The following is a 17,749-nucleotide window of genomic DNA, read 5'->3' as shown; positions in this document are numbered from 1 at the left end:
TAAATTTTTAGGATAAATATGCGAATTATTTTTATGGGAACGCCAGATTATGCAGCAGTGATTTTAGATGCTTTATTGCAATGCCATACTATTTGCGCTCTTGTGTGTCAGGAGGATAAAAAGGCAGGGCGGAGTATGCAACTCAAAGCTCCTGCAACAAAGGAGTTTTTAAGACTTAAAGACTCTACGATTCCTATTTTTCAGCCAAAGTGTTTAGATGCGTCTTTTGTAGCAGAACTAAAGCTTTTAAAGCCTGATAGGATTATTGTTGCAGCTTTTGGAAAAATCTTGCCAAAGGCAGTTTTAGATATTGCGCCTTGTGTGAATTTACACGCATCAATTTTGCCAAAGTTTCGTGGAGCAAGTCCAATCCAACAAAGCATTTTAGAGATGGAATCGTATTTTGGCGTGAGTGTTATGCAAATGCAAGAAGGTTTAGATTGTGGCGATATTTTAGGTTTTAAGGTGGTAAAAAATACAGGACAAGATGCGATTGCACTTTTTGATGTTTTAGCAAAGCTTGCTGGGGAATTGATTTTAGAATATTTAGAGCGCATTAGCAGGATTCAACCTTTAGTGCAAAATGATGCTGGTGCTAGTTATTGTAAAAAGATTAAGAAAGAATTTGGGCTTGTAGAATTTGATAATGCCAAAATATTGGCAACTAAGGCACTTGCTTATCGCCAATGGCCTGAAATTTATTTAAAAAGTGGTTTAAAATTAAAAGCCCTTAAAATAGATTCCACAGATGGTGTGTATGAGAAAGGGGAGATTTTAGAAATTACAAAAAATGGAATCAAAATTGGTTGTGCAGAGGGAAGCTTGTGGATTACAATGGTGCAAGTACCTTCAAAAAAAGCAACAGAAGCTTATGCCTATGCGCAAGGCAAACATCTAAAAGTGGGGGATATTTTAGAATGATGCAGATGTTAAAATTTGATTGTATAGAATCTACGCAATTGTATTTGGCAGAACGCTTGCGTGAAGGCAGTTTGAATGCTCCCATTGTTGTTGTGGCGGACACACAAAGCGGGGGGGTTGGTAGCCGTGGTAATGTGTGGGAAAGTGTGCAAGAGGGATTGTATTTTTCTTTAGCGATTCCATTATCTATGCTTCCACAAGACTTAATGGTGGAGTCAATGTCAATTTATATGAGCTATCTTTTTAAGGAGGTTTTAAGCCAAAATGGCGCACAGGTGTGGCTAAAATGGCCCAATGATTTATATGTAGGGGATAAGAAGGTTGGAGGAGTGATTTGCACTAAGATTGAAGAAAATATTGTTGTTGGAATTGGACTTAACTTAAAAGTAAGCAGCATACGCTTTGGAGCAGTGGAAGTTGGAATCAAAAAAGATGAGATTTTAGAGGCTTTTGTGGAAATCTTGGAAAATGCAAAAAAAAAGTTTAGCTGGAAGCAAATTTTTAGTAAATATGAGTTAGAATTCCCTAAAAATTTCAGCTATGGATTCCATCATAAAGGCAGGATTGTGGAGATGAGTGAAGCGGTGCTATGCGATGATGGTGCAATTTTAATTGGAAATGAAAAAATTTATAGTTTAAGATAAAGTGGAGTTTAAATGATGTGTGAAATCATTTGTATTGCAAATCAAAAAGGGGGCGTAGGAAAGACAACAACAGCGGTTAATCTCGCCGCCTCTCTTGCTGTGGAGGAAAAGCGTGTTTTATTGATTGATGCTGATCCGCAGGCAAATGCGACAACAAGTTTGGGATTCCACCGCAATAGCATAGAATTCAATATTTATCATGTCCTAATTGGCACAAAAAAGCTATCCCAAATCCTTCAAAAAACTGCGATTCCAACTTTGCATTTAGCTCCTTCTAATATTGGTTTAGTTGGAATTGAAAAGGAATTTTATAGTCATAGGCGCAATGGGCGTGAGTTAATTTTAAAAAAGAAAATTGCAGATGTTTTAGGTTTATATGATTATATCATTATTGACTCTCCGCCTGCACTTGGACCACTTACTATTAATGCGCTTTCTGCTTCAAATTCTGTGATTATTCCCATCCAATGTGAATTTTTTGCGCTTGAAGGTTTGGCGCAACTTTTGAATACGATTAAGATTTTACGCAAAGAGATTAATCCGGATTTAGAGATTAAAGGTTTATTGCCAACAATGTATAGTGCGCAAAATAATCTCTCAAGGCAAGTGTATGCGGATTTGGTGCAGCATTTTGATAAGCAATTGATTAAGGAGGAAACTTCTAAGGCTACTATTGCTATTCCGCGTAATATTAAACTTGCAGAATCTCCAAGCTTTGGAAAGCCAGTGATTTTATACGATGTGCGCTCCCAAGGAAATATGGCGTATCAAAATCTTGCACGCGCAATTTTAAAGAGAGCTTAATGGCAAAGAAGGGATTAGGGCGCGGGCTTGGTGCAATTTTAAGCGAAGTAGAAGAGGCGTATCAAAACGACTTAGGGGATAATTCTGGTTTAGTTGTGGAGCTTGACATTGAAAAAATTAAGCCAAATCCCTTGCAGCCACGCAAGGTTTTTGATGAAACTTCCCTACAAGAGCTTGCTGTTTCTATTGAAGAGCACGGGTTGTTGCAGCCTATTTTAGTGTATGAGGATAGTCAAAAAACAGATTTCTATTATTTGATTGCTGGTGAGCGGCGTTTGCGTGCGAGCAAGCTTGCTAAAAAAGAGAGCATTAAAGCAATTATTGTAGATGTCCAAACAGGTAAATTGCGTGAATTAGCACTGATTGAAAATATACAAAGAGAGGATTTAAATCCCATTGATTTAGCACGCTCTTATAAAGAACTCATTGAGGATTATGGAATCACGCACGAAGAAATGGCAAAACGCCTTTCAAAATCACGCACGCAAATCACTAATACATTGCGTTTGTTGGATTTAAGCAAGGAAGTGCAAGAGTTAGTATTGGAGAATAAAATATCCCAAGGACACGCAAAAATTTTAGTAGCATTGCCAAAAGAACAGCAAAATCTCATTGCAAATTCTATTATCGGACAAAAATTAAGCGTGCATACAACAGAGAAAATTGTAAAAAATTTTAAAAATACGAAAAGCAAAAACACGATTCCAAATTTTTCAACAAATTCCTTGCGGGAGCAAAAAAATCTCAGCAAAGATTCCATTGCAGCTTTAGAGGCTACTTGTGTTGCATTTAAAAACAATGGAATTGTAGCGTTTGTTAAAAAAAATCGCTTAGTTGTAGAGTTTAGTAACGACGAGGAGGTGAAAAAGTTTAGTAAAATTTTGCTAATATGAAGTTTTTAAGAAAAACTTAGAAAAAGTCGTGTTAAAATAAAAACTATTTACAAAATAGGGAAAGGAGTGCAAATGACTATTATCCCAACTCCTTGGGTAATGGCGTTAGTCTTTGTTGTTTTTCTTGTCTTGGTGTATTTACTCAATCGTATGTTGTATAAGCCATTGTTGGTGTTTATGGATACACGCGATGCTTCCATCAAGAAAGACAGCGAAGGAATAGAGAGTAATACTGCAGATATTAAAGCCTTGAAAAAACAAGCGGATGAGATTTTACAAAAAGCTAGAGAAGAAGCAGCCTGCATTAAAAGTAAGGCTTATGATAGCGCAAAACAAGTTGCAGAAATGAAGATTTCTGATAAAAAGAATGAATTGGCACAAAAATACCATACATTTATGGTGAGTTTAGAAGGTGAAAAAGAAAAGCTCAAGGTATCTTTGCGCTCTGAAATTCCACTCTTTAAAGAAAGCTTACAGGCTAAGCTTGAAAAACTTTAAAGGAGATAGGTATGGGCAATAAAAGATGGCATCTTTTATCATTATTGTTTGTTCCTGCTGCGCTTTTTGCGCTAGGTGCTGAGAGTGCTAGTGTTAATAATTATGATATTATTGAGAGAACGATTAATTTTGTAATTTTCTTTGGGCTTGTGTATTATTTTGCGGCAGATGCGATTAAAAATAGTTTTAAAACCCGTCGTGATGAGATTGCAAATTCTTTAGCAAGGATTCAAGAAAAATTGCAAGATTCTAAAAAAGCAAAAGAAATGGCGCAAATGCAGTTAGAAGAAGCCAAAAAGACTGCACGAGATATTGTAGAAACTGCACATAGGGAATCTGTAATTATTGCCCAAAAGGTTGAAGAAGCGACAAAAATTGAGCTTGAAAATCTTGTGCGTCAATACAATGATCACATTGCATTTGAGCAAAGAAAGGCAGAAAAATTGGTTGTTAATGACATTTTATCCGAGTTTTTAAATCAAGATTCTGTTGCGATAAGCAAAGATGTTTTGGTTAAATCTTTACTAAAAAAGGCGGCATAAATGAAAGATTTGATTGCCAAGCGTTATATTAAAGCGTTAGCTGTTTCAGTATCGCAAAGTCAATTAGAAGAAATTGCATTGTTGCTTGCAAAATTAGCAGAAGCAAGTGCAGTTTTAAAATTTAGGGATATTATGGAATCGCCTTATGTATCCACAACACAAAAGGTTGCTTTTATCTTGAAAGATATTTTAGACAACTCCGGGAATATAAAGTTTGTGAATTTTATTAAAGTTTTGGCAGAGCATAAGCGGTTAGATTTGTTTGAGGGGCTTTATAGGGAGTTGTCTTTGTATTTAGCGATTTTAAATAAAGAGTATATTGCGCAACTCATTGTGAATGAGGGTTATGAAGATTCTGTTTTAAAAGAAATTGAAAGTAAGTTTAGTAAAAAGTTTGGCGTGAATCTTTTATTAAAGCAAAAGATTATGGCAAATATTGGAATCAAACTAGTTGTAGAAGATTTGGGTATAGAAGTTTCTTTTTCAAAAGAAAGATTTATTAGTGATTTAAGAAATCATATTTTAAAAGCATTTTAATTTTAGATAAGGAGTTGCAGTGGTAGCAAAGTTACAAGCAGATGAAATTAGTTCTATCATTAAAGAAAGGATTGATAATTTTGAACTTGATTTAGATATTGCACAGACGGGGAAGGTTGTTGCATATGCTGATGGAGTTGCAAAAGTTTATGGGCTTAAAAATGCAATGAGTTACGAGATGGTTGAGTTTGACACTGGCGATAAAGGATTAGCATCAAGTTTAGAAGAAGGTAGTGTTGGTGTTGTTGTGCTAGGTGCTGGAAAAGAAATTAAAGAAGGGACTTCTGTTAAGCGTTTAAATAAACTTTTGCGTGTGCCAGTTGGCGATGGTATGATGGGGCGCGTTGTGAATGCTCTTGGTGAACCAATTGATGGAAAAGGTGCTGTTGAAGCAAAAGAATATCGTTTTATGGAAGAAAAAGCTCCCGGAATTATGGCTAGAAAATCTGTTCACGAACCACTTCAAACAGGTTTAAAGGCTATCGACGCACTTGTTCCAATTGGTAGGGGACAAAGGGAGCTGATTATTGGCGATAGACAAACGGGAAAAACGACGGTTGCAATTGATACGATTATTAACCAAAAAGGACAAGATGTTGTTTGTATCTATGTTGCAATTGGGCAAAAGGAATCCACAGTTGCACAAGTGGTAAGAAAGCTTGAAGAACACGGTGCAATGGAATATACAATTATCGTTAATGCACCAGCTTCAGATTCTGCTGCAATGCAATATCTTGCACCTTATGCGGGTGTTACAATGGGTGAGTATTTTAGAGATAATGGCAGACACGCATTAATTGTTTATGATGATTTAAGCAAGCACGCTGTCGCTTATCGTGAGATGTCTTTGATTTTAAGGCGTCCTCCGGGTCGTGAAGCCTTTCCGGGTGATGTGTTTTATCTCCACTCAAGATTGCTAGAGAGAGCAGCTAAGGTTAGTGATGAATTAGGGGCTGGATCTTTAACTGCGCTTCCAATCATTGAAACGCAAGCAGGTGATGTTGCAGCATATATTCCAACAAATGTCATTTCTATTACAGATGGGCAAATTTTCTTGGAAACGGATTTGTTTAACTCTGGAATCCGTCCTGCAATCAATGTGGGTTTATCGGTTTCTCGTGTGGGTGGTGCAGCTCAAATTAAAGCAACAAAGCAAGTTTCTGGAACTTTAAGACTTGATCTTGCGCAATATAGAGAGTTGCAGGCTTTTGCGCAGTTTGCTTCAGACTTAGATGAATCTAGCAGAAAGCAATTGGATAGAGGTCAAAGAATGGTAGAAGTGCTTAAGCAGCCTCCGTATTCTCCATTGGCAATAGAGCGTCAAGTTGTGGTTATTTTTGCAGGTGCTAGAGGATATATGGATGATGTTCCAGTTGCGAATATTACGAGGTTTGAAGAGGATCTCTATCCGTTCTTGGAAGCGAAGTATCCACAAATTTTTGAGGATATCCGTTCTAAAAAAATGTTAGATAAAGATATTGAAGAAACACTTTGCAAAGCGTTAGAAGAATTTAAATCTAATTTTGCTGTATAAAATAGGGAGTTGTTATGGGAAACAACCTAAAGGATATTAGAAAACAGATTTCTAGTGTTTTAAATACACAGAAAACAACGCGTGCAATGAAGCTTGTATCTACTTCTAAACTTAAAAAAGCTGAAGAGATGGCTAGACGATCTCGTATGTATGCAGCAAAAATCGTAGAGGTTTTAGAAGAGATAAAAGTTAAAGTTGCAAGCGGAGAGAATGTGCAAGAAAATCCTTATTTTAATGCAGGAAATAAGGAATCCAAACTCGTTGATATTGTTTTGGTGACAGCAGATAAAGGACTTTGTGGTGGATTTAATATTAACACAATAAAGGAAGTTAATCGCATTATCACTGAACAAAGAGATAAGAATCTAAAAGTGCGTTTGCGCGTAATTGGTAAGAAAGCTGTTGAATATTATAAGTTTAATGAAATTGAAGTGCTTGATAGTGCTGTTGGTTTAAGTGCTACACCACAATATGCAGATGCTGCAGAGTTTATTGGTAGAGCGGTTGCAGATTACTTAAGTGGCGTAACTTCTAAAGTAATTTTAGTGCATAATGGTTTTAAAAATATGATATCCCAAGAAATGAAAATTTCTCAACTTTTGCCAATTGAAAGTGCAACGCTTGCAGAAGAATGCTCTTCAGTGTTAGAAGTAGAACCAAATGAGCAAGAAAGTGAGATTTTGAGCCAGCTTGCTAAAAAATACATTGAATTTAGTATGTATTATGCGCTTGTGGATTCTTTAGCGGCAGAACATAGTGCTAGGATGCAGGCAATGGATGTGGCAACAAGCAATGCTGGTGAGTTAGCAAAAAGTTTAACGATTGCTTATAATAAGGCGCGCCAAGAAGCCATTACAACAGAGTTGGTAGAGATTAATACCGGCGTTGAGTCAATGAAATAAGGAGTAGAATAAATGTCAGAAAATATGGTAGGAAAAATCATTCAGGTAATGGGTCCCGTGGTTGATGTTGATTTTGAATCATATCTGCCTGCGATTAATGAAGCATTGGACATTGATTTTGAGATTGATGGGCAAAGTCGTAAGTTGGTTTTAGAAGTTGCAGCACATATTGGGGATAATCGTGTGCGTGCAATTGCTATGGATATGACAGAGGGCTTAATAAGAGGCGAGAAGGTAAGTGCTAGAGGGAATCCCATCACTGTTCCCGTTGGCGAGCAAGTTTTAGGTAGAATCTTTAATGTAACAGGTGATGTGATTGATGGTGGGGAAGCACTAAATAATCCTGAAAAATGGTCAATCCATAGAAGTGCTCCGACTTTTGAGAACCAAAGCACAAAAACAGAGATGTTTGAAACGGGGATTAAAGTTGTGGATTTGCTTGCACCTTATTCTAAAGGGGGTAAGGTTGGTTTATTTGGTGGTGCTGGTGTGGGTAAAACCGTTGTTATTATGGAGCTTATCCATAATGTTGCCTTTAAGCATAGTGGTTATTCCGTGTTTGCTGGTGTTGGTGAAAGAACGCGTGAGGGGAATGATCTTTACCACGAAATGAAAGAATCAGGTGTTTTAGATAAAGTTGCCTTGTGTTATGGGCAAATGAATGAGCCACCGGGTGCTAGAAATAGAATCGCATTTACAGGGCTTACAATGGCAGAGTATTTTCGTGATGAGAAGGGTTTAGATGTATTGATGTTCATTGATAATATTTTTAGATATGCGCAATCTGGTGCGGAGATGTCGGCACTTCTTGGTAGGATTCCATCTGCGGTAGGTTATCAGCCAACATTAGCAAGTGAAATGGGTAAGTTACAAGAGAGAATTACTTCTACAAAGAAAGGTTCTATCACTTCTGTGCAAGCGGTTTATGTGCCCGCTGATGACTTAACTGACCCAGCGCCGGCTTCTGTTTTTGCTCACCTTGATGCAACAACGGTATTAAATAGGAAGATTGCAGAAAAAGGAATCTATCCAGCAGTAGATCCTTTAGATTCCACTTCAAGAATTTTGGATCCCCAAGTTGTAGGAGAAGAGCATTATAAAGTTGCTACAAGTGTGCAACAAGTGCTTCAAAAATACAAAGATTTGCAAGATATTATTGCGATTTTAGGGATGGATGAGCTTTCAGAAGAAGATAAAAAAGTTGTGGAAAGAGCTAGAAAAATTGAAAAGTTTCTTTCTCAACCTTTCTTTGTTGCGGAAGTTTTCACAGGAAGTCCGGGTAAATATGTAACGCTACAAGAAACTTTGGAGGGCTTTAAAGGAATCTTGGAGGGCAAATATGACCAAATCCCAGAAAATGCTTTCTATATGGTTGGTAACATTAATGAGGTTCTTGAAAAAGCAGAGAAAATGAAAGCTAACGCATAAGGAGCTTTGAATGGATACCTTAAAATTAGATATTGTAACTCCAGAGGGTAAGATTTTTTCTAATGCTGTAAAGGCTGTTACTCTTCCCGGTAGCGAGGGTGAGTTTGGCGTTTTGCCCGGACATGTTGGGATTATAACAACATTGCGCACAGGAGTGATTGAGATTGAAAAAGTTGATGGGCAAAAAGAGATTGTTGCAATCAACTGGGGATATGTAAAAGTTGATGAAACAAGTGTAGATGTGCTAGTAGAGGGTGCAGTGGATATTAATGGCAATGGTGAGAGTGAGATTGCTCAGGCTATTGCGAGTGCAAAACAACTCCTTGAAGAATCTACTGATAATAGTGTGGCTGTTTCAATGGTAGTTTCACGCATTGAAAATGCCGCAAAGAGTGTCTTGTGAATTTTTTCACATTACTGGATAACTATGGGGTGATTACTATAGTTGTCCTTTCTTGGCTTTCTTTATATTTTATCTTGGTACTTTGGATTTTTATCTATCGTTATTCTTTGATTGTGGCAGCTTTGTCTTATGAGAAGAGATGCTTAGAAACATTGTTAGGCGGTCGCAATACATTACCTCAAAACTCTTTATTGGGCTCTAATTTGATAGGGGTTGATAAAAAGCTAACAGAACCAATGTTGCAATATGCTTTGGATAAGGCGATTAAAGATGTAACAATTGGCTTAACATTTTTAGCCATTGTTGCATCAACTGCTCCTTTTATTGGGTTATTTGGAACGGTGGTTGAAATTTTAGAAGCATTTTCAAAATTGGGAGAAAATTCAAAAGCAACTTTAGATGTTATTGCGCCGGTTATTTCAAAAGCACTTGTTGCCACTGCTGCTGGGATTTTAACGGCAATACCTGCCTATTCTTTTAATTTATTCTTAAAGCGCAAAGTTTTTGAACTTAGCACCTATTTGCAGTTGCAAATCAATGTTTTAGTTTCTCCAAAAACTTAAAATCAGGAATCCTATTTTGAAGTCGCATTACAATTGGAATGAAACTCCAGAGCTAAACATTACGCCTTTAGTGGATATTATGCTTGTGTTATTAGCGATTTTAATGGTAACAGCTCCTGTCATTGTTTATCAAGAAGAGATTGTTTTGCCGCAAGGTTCAAGGAGTGTAAAAGTTCAAGAGGATTCTAAAATTGAAATTCGTATGGATGTAAAGCGCAATATTTATTTGAAAGATGAAGTTTTGACTTTTGATAGCTTTCCAGATGCTTTTGTTGTGTTTGCAAATTCTTATGACAAAAATACGCAAGTGTATATCCGTGCAGATAAAAATCTAAAATATGACGATGTGATTTATGTTTTAAAAATCACAAAGCAGACCGGATTTTCAAGGGTTTCACTCGTTACTGATGGCTAGAAATCTCTTATTTTTAACAAGCGGTAGTATTTCTATTTTTTGCTATGCCATTATTATTGCTTTATTGCTTTGGCGTTTAAACACAGCTAGTCAGCCCCCAAAAGCTTATACAGCCTTTCAAGAAACCACTTTTAATGTTGATTTTATTGAAGAGATTAAACCTAAAAAAGAAGTCAAAGTTACACAAAGGAAAATAGAGAAAAAGGTTGAAGAGATTCCAATTAAAAAAGAAAGTGCGTCTGTGAGTCCTAATATGGGTGTTGGGATTAATGATTTATTTAAACAAGTGGAATCCAAAATGCCAGTAAAATCCACAAAACCTCCTAGTCAAAACGATAAAATCGCTAACAATAAAAAAGCAAAAGAGAGTGTGCAAAGAGAGAGTTTAGACGATGAGTTAGAAAAAATTATGGCAGATTTAAACACACAAGAAACACTTAGTTTTGTTACTCCAAAGGGTGAATATGATGCTTTTTATGCAAAAGTGCACGCAATTTTGGCACAAAATTGGAATCCTATGCGCACACTTATTGAACATTTTTCAGAAGTCGCAATCACTATTGATGCGCAGGGTAATTTTTCCTATGTGATTGTCAAAAGGTCAGGAGATTTGAAATTTGATGAGGCTTTGCAAGGCTTTTTGGATATAATGCGCACTAGAGAGTTTCCTCCTTATGAAGGTGGAAATAGCACTAAAATTATGGTAACTTTCAAAACTGAGGTGTGAAAATGAAAAAAATTGTTTTTATGTTGTTGTGTGCTTTAGGGTTTGCTTATGCAAATGCAGTGGATGCAACTTTGGAGGTTGTAAAAAAGTTTGGAAATCTTCCTAAGATTTTAGTTCAAAATATAGGGGGTGATTATTCTGAGCGCGAGTTTAGTCAAAGAATATTTAAAATGCTTGTTGCAGATTTAAAAGTTACAGGGCATTTTGTCGTCCAAGAAGCTAAAGAGATAGTCCCTAATGAAATGCTTGTTAATTTTGATGAGTATCGTAAAAATAAGATTGATTTAGTCGCACGCATTAAAGCGGAAAAAAGCGGTGGAGGTGTGCTTGCAAGACTTCAGCTTTTTGATGCAAATTCTGGTTTAGTTGCGTTAAGCAAAGAATATAAAAATACACAACAAGAAACTTATCCTTTTTTAGCGCATAAAATGGCGATTGATATTAATGCTTACATTAAAGCTCCAAGCGTAGATTGGATGGAGCGTATGGTAATCCTTGCATATTATACAAAGCCCGGAGAAAGCGATATTATAATGAGTGATTACACGCTTACTTACAAAAAGAGAGTATTAGGAGGTGGTTTGAATATTTTTCCAAAGTGGGCAAATGAGGCACAAACTGCATTTTACTACACAAAATATCTTGACAAGCCTACACTTTTTAGATTTGAACTTACAACAGGGCAGAATCAAAAAATGTTTGATAGCAATGGGATGCTCATTGCTTCGGATGTAAGTAGTGATGGGAATAAAATTTTAGTAACAATGGCACCTAATGAGCAGCCAGATGTTTTTATGTATGATGTTACAAATGGTGTGCTAAAGCGCCTTACACAATATAGTGGTATTGATGTTGGTGGGAACTTCATTGATAATGAAGAGCGTGTGATGTTTATTTCTGACCGCTTAGGCTATCCTAATGTATTTGCGATTCCAACTAGTGGTGAAATTTCTGGTAAGGTTGAGCAGATGGTATTCCACGGACGCAATAATAATGCAGCAAATGCCTATGGGAATTATATTGTGTATTCTAGTCGTGAGAGTAGTGATGAGTTTAGTCGGAATACTTTTAATTTATATCTTGTTTCCACAAAAAGCGATTTTATCCGTCGTTTGAGTGCAAATGGCGTCAATCAATTGCCGCGCTTTTCTAGGGATGGAGAAACGATTATGTATATTAAACACGAAATAGGTCAAAGTGCGCTTGGAATTATCCGTTTAAATTACAATAAAACGCTGTTGTTTCCTTTGCAAGGTGGTGTAATTCAGTCAATGGATTGGTAAAATAAAAATATTTTGCAAAAAACGAATTTTTTCTGCTATAATGCGATGTTTTTTAAAAAATAGGGAGAAGAGATGAAAAAGTTTCTAGTCTTAGGCTCATTAGCCGCTGCATTATTGGTAACTGGTTGTAGTCAAAAAAGTAGTGTGGATTCTGCCACAGATGTAAATCAAGCTAAGGATAAGGGTTATGCAAGTGCTCAAGATAGTTTTGCGACTTTTCAAGATAGAATTGGTTATGTTGAAAACCAACTCCAAGATGTATTTTTTGATTTTGATAAGTTTATTATCCGTCCTGATATGCAAAGTGTTGTTGATAACGATGCTAATGTTTTGAAATCTCAAGCGATGGGACAATTAACCATAAGAATTGAAGGAAATACTGATGAGTGGGGAACAGATGAATATAACTATGCTTTAGGTTTAAAAAGAGCAGTTGCTGTGAAGGAAGCACTTGTTTCTAAAGGCGTGGAAGAAGGAAGAACTATTTTGGTAAGCTATGGTGAGAGCAAACCAACTTGCACAGCAAAAACAAAAGAATGTTGGGCTGAAAACAGAAAAGTAACATTTAAGATGTTGCCATAACTGGTAATTGGAGGTTTTATTGCGCAAGTTATTCACCTTAAGTTTTGCCATTGCAAATTTAGTTTTTGCGCAGGAGCCCTCTGCATTTAATGCAGGTGGAATCTCTCCTCAGAAGACAGAATCTCAAATTCTCAATGAGAGACTTTTTAATCTTTCTGCACAGGTAAGGAATATTGCAGAATCGCAAGAGGGATTAAAAAGTGTTTTTGAAGGACAACTTCAGAGAATGCAAGATGTTACGGGTAAGATTGAGAATTTAAAAGCGGAAAATAATGCTATAATCACAGAAGTTAAACAACACACTGATTCTAACTTTGCCTTACAAAATGAGAATATTGAAACAATTAAGCAGAGTATTTCTGCTCTTGGAGCGTTGATTAAAAAGACAAATGTGCAAATGCAAAGTCAAATTGATGCTATGCAAGAAAAGATTACAGCGTTAGAATCCTTACAAACAGCGCGACTAACGCTTACAGAGAACAATGACACTCCTATCAAAGAAATGGATAATATCAGTCAAGTTAGAGAGAATACATCAGAAAAATTGCCAATAGATGGTGTAGAAAATAATGTGGCAGAAGTTAAAACGAAAAATTTAGAGGCTTTGGCACTACAGACATCTGAGATTGACAAGGTGGAAAATGTCCAAAACATTGAAAAATTATCTAATGATACAAGTGAGAGTCAAGAGACTTTAATACATAAGCAAGATATGGAATCTAAAACGGATTCTGAAGGAGTAGAGGATAAGAGTATTCAAAAGGTTGTTCCAATAGAGGTTGCAAGAAGCCAGAATCTCAGCTTATCATCAGACACAACAAAAGAAAATGCGGATTCTATAAAAGCAGAATCTAAAAATGATACAAATAAAGTAATGCAAGAAGTGGATTTAAAGAAAAAACCATTAGCAAGCGTGTTTAAAGAAGGTGAGCAGTTTTATAAAGATAAAAATTATCAAAAGGCTGATGAGTATTTGCAGTTTGTAGTAAAGGGCAATTATAAACCAGCGCGCGGAAATTATTTATTGGGTGAAGTTGCATTTGAACAAAAGCGTTATGAAGATGCAATTTATTACTATAAAACAAGTGCCACGCGCTATGATAAAGCGGATTATATGCCGCGCTTAATGCTACATAGTGCAAAGTCTTTTGACGCACTTAAGGAAAAGGATAATGCAAAGCGTTTTTTAGAAACTTTAATTGCTCTGTATCCTGAATCTACTGAAGCAATGGAAGCGAAAAAACTTATTAGATAATAAAATAGGAGAAAAAGATGATTGATAAGAATCAAGTTGTAAGTGTTGAATATTCTGTAAAAGAAGAAGGGAAAAGTGATATTTTGGATTCCAATGTTGGCGGAAAACCGCTTGAATTTATTATGGATGCTGGTGAAATCATTAAAGGTTTAGAAGAAGCGGTTTCTGAAATGGAAGTTGGCGACAAAAAAGAAGTGGTGATTGCTCCGGTTAATGCTTATGGAGAATATCAGTCTGATTATGTGCGAGAAGTTCCGCGCGATCAGTTTGTTGGGATTGACTTACAGCAAGGAATGACACTTTTTGGTCAAGGTGAAAATGGCGAAACGGTGCAAGTGATTGTCAAAGATTTTAACGATGATATGGTAATTGTGGATTACAATCATCCCTTAGCTGGCAAGACACTAAAATTTTCAGTAACGATTTTAGCAGTGCGTGAAGCAACAGAAAAAGAGTTAAGTTATGGCTTGCATTATCAAGAACATAAACACGGCGGTGGTGGTTGCTGTGGTGGTGGATGCGGTTGCCACTAAAGATTGCTAAATGCGATGAATCTCTCTTTTGCTTATACGCACTCACCGATAGAATTTTATTTTAAGCAAAATCCCCGTGATTTTGTCGTTGAGGAGGTGCCACTCTATCCCTTTAGCGGTGATGGTGTGCATCTTATTTTAAAAATCCGTAAAAAAAATCTCACGACTTTTGAACTTCTAAAAATCCTCTCAAACCATTTAGGAATTAAAGAAAAAGATATGGGTTATGCGGGATTAAAAGACAAAAACGCTCTTGCCATTCAGCATATCAGTTTACCACTTTCTGTTAAGAAAAAATTAGAAAGTTTTGCGCATTCTGAAATTAAGATTTTGGATTCTAATTTACATAATAATAAAATCAAAATTGGACATCTAAAGGGTAATAGGTTTTTTCTCCGTGTAAAAAAGTTAAATCCTTTAAATGCCCAAAAAATCGTGCAAGTTGTGGAATCTATTAAAAAATTTGGAATCCCAAATTATTTTAGCTATCAGCGTTTTGGGATGGATGGTAAAAATTATTTGCAAGGCAAAGAGATTGTAGAGAAAAAACGGCGTTTGCGTGATAGAAAAATGCAAAACTTTTTAATCAGTGCATATCAAAGTCATTTGTTTAATTTATGGCTCTCTATGCGTGTAGATATTTCACATATTATTGCTTCATATGACACAAAAGAGATTCTAAAAGCATTAGAATTGTATTTGAAAACAAATGCGATTCCAACTTTTTTAAAAGAGCGTGCATATTGCAATGCGCTAAAGAGTCAAAAGCATCCCTTTAAATTACTAGAAGGTGATTTGTTATGTCATTATCCTTATGGAAAGTATTTTCTTTTGGAAAATTTAGAAAAAGAATCTTTGCGTTTTTTGCAAAAAGATATTGCTCCAACAGGTTTATTAAGCGGAAAAAAGGTAATGCTTGCTTTAAATTGTGCGGAATTTTTTGAAAAACAATTTTTAGATTCCAACATTTCAAGCGTTGGACAACGCCGTTATGCTTGGGTTTTTCCACAGGATTTAGAATTTTTTTACAAAGAGCAAGAAGCACAGGGTGAGTTTAGCTTTTTCTTGCCAAAAGGGGCGTATGCGACAAATTTATTGCGCGAGATAGCCCATAGAGAGATTATAGAAAGGATGGAAGAGAATGTTTGATAGAGTGATAAGAGAGAATCAACTCAAGACAAATTGCGTGATTGCGTTGTATGCGATTATTTTTGTTCTTGTTGGTTTGCTTGTGGATATTGTTAGGATTAATGCAAGAACGCTTGGTGATGGTTTTTATATGCTTTTGACTTTCCAAAAGTTTCCCTTAGTTACATTTATTTTGCTTGGAATCGCTATTGCTATTGTGTTTTTTACGATTAATAATTTTAAGCAAATTTTGCTAAGTGGAAGTGAGTATAAAGAGATTATTGCAGGTTATGAAGCAAATGTGCAAGAACGGAATCTTACAAAAATGCTTGATGAGTTAGTAGCGGTTGCAAATTTACCCTTTCGCCCAAAGCTTTACATAATGGACGCACCTTATATGAATGCCTTTGCTAGTGGTTGGAATGCTGATAATTCCTTGATTGCACTAACGACTACTTTGATACGGAATCTAAGTTACGAGGAGCAAAAAGCAGTGATGGCACACGAGTTAAGCCACATTAGACACGGGGATATTCGCCTAACTTTAATGGTGGGCGTGCTAAGTAATATTATGCTTTTAGTCGTAAATTATGGTGTGTATATGTTTTTAGGAAATTCAAGGGAGAAGGGTGCAAATGCAGCTAGAATGCTTTTGCTTATTTTGCAATTTGTGTTACCGCTTTTAACGCTAGTGCTACAAATGTTTTTAAGCCGTTCAAGGGAATATATGGCAGATTCTGGGGCGGCGTATTTAATGGGGGATAGTGCGCCTATGATTCAAGCCTTACAAAAAATTAGCGGAAACTATGCGCAATCAGACTTTTCACAAAGCGATAGGAATCCTACGCGCCAAGCCTTGTATATCTTTTCAGCTGGTGAGTTGTTTAGCACGCATCCTAGTATTGAAAATCGCATTCAAGCATTGCTTAATCAATAAGGAATCCAAAATGCACACAACAGAATATGCACAAGAGTTGATTCGTTCCATTTTTGATTGTATTGGAGAGAATCGCAATCGTGAAGGTTTATTGGATACGCCAAAGCGTGTGGTAAAAAGCTGGGAGCATCTTTATAGCGGATACAAAAGCGATCCTAAGGAGATTTTAGGAACGGCTTTTACAGAAGGGGCTTGTGATGAAATGGTAGTGTTAAAGGATATTGAGTTTTACTCCGTGTGTGAGCATCATCTATTGCCCTTTTTTGGTAAGGTTTCTATTGGATATATTCCTGATTCTAAAGTGGTTGGAATCTCAAAATTAGCAAGGCTTGTAGAGGTGTATTCAAGGCGTTTGCAAATCCAAGAGAAAATGACTGCGCAAATTGCAGATACACTAATGGAGGTGTTGCAACCAAAGGGAGTGATGGTTGTCGCAGAGGCAAAGCATATGTGTATGGTAATGCGTGGAGTGGAGAAGCAAAATAGTCAAATGCTAACAAGTGCGATCCGTGGGCTTTTTAAAAGCGATCATCGCACCAGAGATGAGTTTATGGGGCTAATCCGCAATTAATTGCAGCGATAAGTTGTTTTGCTTTTGCAAAGGTGGCTTAAGAAGCACTCTTGGCATTTAGGATTAATTGCCTTGCAAGTGTAGCGTCCAAAAAGCACCATTGCTTGATGCAAAGTGGCAAGATTGTCCTTAAAGATTTTTGTAAGTTCTGCTTCTGTGGCAAGGGGAGTGGTAGCAAAGCTTAAGCCTAGGCGGTGAGAAACCCTAAATACATGAGTATCCACAGCGATAAAATTTGCTTCTTTGGATTCTATTAGCACAACATTTGCGGTTTTTTGTCCAACTCCGGGCAATGTTTTTAAAATCTCTCTATCAAGGGGAATTTCACCCTGATATTTTTCACAAATTTCTTTTGCCATAGCCTTTAGATTCTTTGCTTTATTGTTAAAAAAACTACAAGTCTTAATGCATTCTTTAATGGAATCTAAATCCGCTAGGCTTAGTGCTTGTGGAGTTGGGAATTTTGCAAAGAGTTCAGGCGTGATGAGATTGACACGCTTATCGGTGCATTGGGCTGAAAGCATTACGGCAATTAAAAGTTCAAAATCATTTGAAAAAATAAGTTCTGTTCTAGCCCCTTTAAAATGCTCTAAAAAAAGTGCTTTGATTTCTTGGATTTGCTTTTTGGTAGCTTTTGTCATTTTGGATT

Annotated in this window: 22 protein-coding genes; 21 read left to right on the top strand and 1 reads right to left on the bottom strand. The window is 36.5% G+C overall.

Annotated features, from left to right (window positions below):
- The first annotated feature begins 18 nt into the window (after window positions 1-18).
- The 21 genes from MRZ19_RS04650 to folE all read left to right on the top strand — a co-directional run bounded on the left by MRZ19_RS04650 (window position 19) and on the right by folE (window position 17,100).
- Window positions 19-921 (top strand): methionyl-tRNA formyltransferase, encoded by a 903-nt coding sequence (locus MRZ19_RS04650; RefSeq protein ID WP_291030819.1) that lies wholly within the window; start codon window positions 19-21, stop codon window positions 919-921.
- Window positions 918-1,565: a biotin--[acetyl-CoA-carboxylase] ligase gene (locus MRZ19_RS04645; protein WP_291030817.1), complete on the top strand. Its 648-nt coding sequence runs from the start codon at window positions 918-920 to the stop codon at window positions 1,563-1,565. The genes MRZ19_RS04650 and MRZ19_RS04645 overlap by 4 nt, the downstream gene beginning before the upstream one ends.
- 15 nt (window positions 1,566-1,580) lie before the next feature.
- Entirely contained in the window at window positions 1,581-2,369 is a 789-nt protein-coding gene (locus tag MRZ19_RS04640; protein ID WP_291030919.1) for an AAA family ATPase, read from the top strand.
- On the top strand, window positions 2,369-3,262 hold the full coding sequence (locus tag MRZ19_RS04635) for a ParB/RepB/Spo0J family partition protein (RefSeq protein ID WP_291030815.1): 894 nt from the start codon (window positions 2,369-2,371) through the stop codon (window positions 3,260-3,262). The genes MRZ19_RS04640 and MRZ19_RS04635 overlap by 1 nt, the downstream gene beginning before the upstream one ends.
- A gap of 72 nt (window positions 3,263-3,334) precedes the next feature.
- The gene (locus MRZ19_RS04630; RefSeq protein WP_291030813.1) at window positions 3,335-3,760 is read left to right on the top strand and encodes a F0F1 ATP synthase subunit B'; all 426 of its coding nucleotides are present in this window, start codon (window positions 3,335-3,337) and stop codon (window positions 3,758-3,760) included.
- 11 nt (window positions 3,761-3,771) lie between these two features.
- Window positions 3,772-4,302, top strand: a complete 531-nt coding sequence (locus tag MRZ19_RS04625; RefSeq protein ID WP_291030811.1) for a F0F1 ATP synthase subunit B — start codon at window positions 3,772-3,774, stop codon at window positions 4,300-4,302.
- On the top strand, window positions 4,303-4,839 hold the full coding sequence (locus MRZ19_RS04620) for a F0F1 ATP synthase subunit delta (RefSeq protein WP_291030809.1): 537 nt from the start codon (window positions 4,303-4,305) through the stop codon (window positions 4,837-4,839).
- Window positions 4,840-4,858: 19 nt separating this feature from the next.
- Window positions 4,859-6,373: a F0F1 ATP synthase subunit alpha gene (gene atpA, locus MRZ19_RS04615; RefSeq protein WP_291030807.1), complete on the top strand. Its 1,515-nt coding sequence runs from the start codon at window positions 4,859-4,861 to the stop codon at window positions 6,371-6,373.
- Window positions 6,374-6,387: 14 nt separating this feature from the next.
- Entirely contained in the window at window positions 6,388-7,275 is an 888-nt protein-coding gene (atpG, locus tag MRZ19_RS04610; RefSeq protein ID WP_291030805.1) for an ATP synthase F1 subunit gamma, read from the top strand.
- Window positions 7,276-7,299: 24 nt separating this feature from the next.
- Window positions 7,300-8,703, top strand: a complete 1,404-nt coding sequence (gene atpD / locus MRZ19_RS04605) for a F0F1 ATP synthase subunit beta (RefSeq protein WP_291030917.1) — start codon at window positions 7,300-7,302, stop codon at window positions 8,701-8,703.
- Between the two features lie 10 nt (window positions 8,704-8,713).
- Window positions 8,714-9,106 carry an ATP synthase F1 subunit epsilon gene (gene atpC, locus MRZ19_RS04600; RefSeq protein WP_291030803.1) on the top strand — a complete coding sequence of 131 codons (393 nt, stop codon included), beginning with the start codon at window positions 8,714-8,716 and terminating at the stop codon, window positions 9,104-9,106.
- Window positions 9,103-9,669 (top strand): MotA/TolQ/ExbB proton channel family protein, encoded by a 567-nt coding sequence (locus MRZ19_RS04595; protein ID WP_291030801.1) that lies wholly within the window; start codon window positions 9,103-9,105, stop codon window positions 9,667-9,669. The genes atpC and MRZ19_RS04595 overlap by 4 nt, the downstream gene beginning before the upstream one ends.
- 16 nt (window positions 9,670-9,685) lie before the next feature.
- Window positions 9,686-10,084, top strand: a complete 399-nt coding sequence (locus MRZ19_RS04590) for a biopolymer transporter ExbD (protein ID WP_366936148.1) — start codon at window positions 9,686-9,688, stop codon at window positions 10,082-10,084.
- The gene (locus MRZ19_RS04585; RefSeq protein WP_291030799.1) at window positions 10,077-10,811 is read left to right on the top strand and encodes an energy transducer TonB; all 735 of its coding nucleotides are present in this window, start codon (window positions 10,077-10,079) and stop codon (window positions 10,809-10,811) included. Before MRZ19_RS04590 ends, MRZ19_RS04585 begins: the two co-directional genes overlap by 8 nt.
- A 2-nt stretch (window positions 10,812-10,813) precedes the next feature.
- Entirely contained in the window at window positions 10,814-12,094 is a 1,281-nt protein-coding gene (tolB, locus tag MRZ19_RS04580) for a Tol-Pal system protein TolB (RefSeq protein ID WP_291030797.1), read from the top strand.
- Between the two features lie 72 nt (window positions 12,095-12,166).
- Entirely contained in the window at window positions 12,167-12,676 is a 510-nt protein-coding gene (locus MRZ19_RS04575) for an OmpA family protein (RefSeq protein WP_291030795.1), read from the top strand.
- A gap of 19 nt (window positions 12,677-12,695) precedes the next feature.
- Window positions 12,696-13,931 carry a tetratricopeptide repeat protein gene (locus MRZ19_RS04570; RefSeq protein WP_291030793.1) on the top strand — a complete coding sequence of 412 codons (1,236 nt, stop codon included), beginning with the start codon at window positions 12,696-12,698 and terminating at the stop codon, window positions 13,929-13,931.
- A gap of 17 nt (window positions 13,932-13,948) precedes the next feature.
- Entirely contained in the window at window positions 13,949-14,464 is a 516-nt protein-coding gene (locus tag MRZ19_RS04565; RefSeq protein WP_291030791.1) for a peptidylprolyl isomerase, read from the top strand.
- A gap of 15 nt (window positions 14,465-14,479) precedes the next feature.
- Window positions 14,480-15,613, top strand: coding sequence for a tRNA pseudouridine(13) synthase TruD (gene truD / locus MRZ19_RS04560; protein ID WP_291030789.1), 1,134 nt, complete (start codon window positions 14,480-14,482; stop codon window positions 15,611-15,613).
- A complete protein-coding gene (gene htpX, locus MRZ19_RS04555; protein ID WP_291030787.1) occupies window positions 15,606-16,529 on the top strand; it encodes a zinc metalloprotease HtpX in 924 nt (307 codons plus the stop codon). Before truD ends, htpX begins: the two co-directional genes overlap by 8 nt.
- Before the next feature lie 10 nt (window positions 16,530-16,539).
- Entirely contained in the window at window positions 16,540-17,100 is a 561-nt protein-coding gene (gene folE, locus MRZ19_RS04550) for a GTP cyclohydrolase I FolE (protein WP_291030785.1), read from the top strand.
- On the opposite strand, the gene nth is transcribed toward folE, so the two are convergent.
- A complete protein-coding gene (gene nth, locus MRZ19_RS04545; RefSeq protein WP_291030783.1) occupies window positions 17,097-17,741 on the bottom strand; it encodes an endonuclease III in 645 nt (214 codons plus the stop codon). The two genes, folE and nth, sit on opposite strands and share 4 nt — an antisense overlap.
- Window positions 17,742-17,749 lie beyond the last annotated feature (8 nt).

Source organism: Helicobacter sp. (genome assembly GCF_022770205.1).
Classification (GTDB): Bacteria; Campylobacterota; Campylobacteria; order Campylobacterales; family Helicobacteraceae; genus Helicobacter_D.
This window is presented reverse-complemented; position numbering and strand designations above follow the sequence as displayed.

What these genes read in the sequence shown, in the direction of transcription:
- MRZ19_RS04650 (WP_291030819.1), top strand. Translation starts at nt 19, where the DNA reads ATGCGAATTATTTTTATGGGAACGCCAGATTATGCAGCAGTGATTTTA.
- MRZ19_RS04645 (WP_291030817.1), top strand. Translation starts at nt 918, where the DNA reads ATGATGCAGATGTTAAAATTTGATTGTATAGAATCTACGCAATTGTAT.
- MRZ19_RS04640 (WP_291030919.1), top strand. Translation starts at nt 1,581, where the DNA reads ATGTGTGAAATCATTTGTATTGCAAATCAAAAAGGGGGCGTAGGAAAG.
- MRZ19_RS04635 (WP_291030815.1), top strand. Translation starts at nt 2,369, where the DNA reads ATGGCAAAGAAGGGATTAGGGCGCGGGCTTGGTGCAATTTTAAGCGAA.
- MRZ19_RS04630 (WP_291030813.1), top strand. Translation starts at nt 3,335, where the DNA reads ATGACTATTATCCCAACTCCTTGGGTAATGGCGTTAGTCTTTGTTGTT.
- MRZ19_RS04625 (WP_291030811.1), top strand. Translation starts at nt 3,772, where the DNA reads ATGGGCAATAAAAGATGGCATCTTTTATCATTATTGTTTGTTCCTGCT.
- MRZ19_RS04620 (WP_291030809.1), top strand. Translation starts at nt 4,303, where the DNA reads ATGAAAGATTTGATTGCCAAGCGTTATATTAAAGCGTTAGCTGTTTCA.
- atpG (WP_291030805.1), top strand. Translation starts at nt 6,388, where the DNA reads ATGGGAAACAACCTAAAGGATATTAGAAAACAGATTTCTAGTGTTTTA.
- atpD (WP_291030917.1), top strand. Translation starts at nt 7,300, where the DNA reads ATGGTAGGAAAAATCATTCAGGTAATGGGTCCCGTGGTTGATGTTGAT.
- atpC (WP_291030803.1), top strand. Translation starts at nt 8,714, where the DNA reads ATGGATACCTTAAAATTAGATATTGTAACTCCAGAGGGTAAGATTTTT.
- MRZ19_RS04585 (WP_291030799.1), top strand. Translation starts at nt 10,077, where the DNA reads ATGGCTAGAAATCTCTTATTTTTAACAAGCGGTAGTATTTCTATTTTT.
- tolB (WP_291030797.1), top strand. Translation starts at nt 10,814, where the DNA reads ATGAAAAAAATTGTTTTTATGTTGTTGTGTGCTTTAGGGTTTGCTTAT.
- MRZ19_RS04575 (WP_291030795.1), top strand. Translation starts at nt 12,167, where the DNA reads ATGAAAAAGTTTCTAGTCTTAGGCTCATTAGCCGCTGCATTATTGGTA.
- MRZ19_RS04565 (WP_291030791.1), top strand. Translation starts at nt 13,949, where the DNA reads ATGATTGATAAGAATCAAGTTGTAAGTGTTGAATATTCTGTAAAAGAA.
- truD (WP_291030789.1), top strand. Translation starts at nt 14,480, where the DNA reads ATGAATCTCTCTTTTGCTTATACGCACTCACCGATAGAATTTTATTTT.
- htpX (WP_291030787.1), top strand. Translation starts at nt 15,606, where the DNA reads ATGTTTGATAGAGTGATAAGAGAGAATCAACTCAAGACAAATTGCGTG.
- folE (WP_291030785.1), top strand. Translation starts at nt 16,540, where the DNA reads ATGCACACAACAGAATATGCACAAGAGTTGATTCGTTCCATTTTTGAT.
- nth (WP_291030783.1), bottom strand. Translation starts at nt 17,741, where the DNA reads ATGACAAAAGCTACCAAAAAGCAAATCCAAGAAATCAAAGCACTTTTT.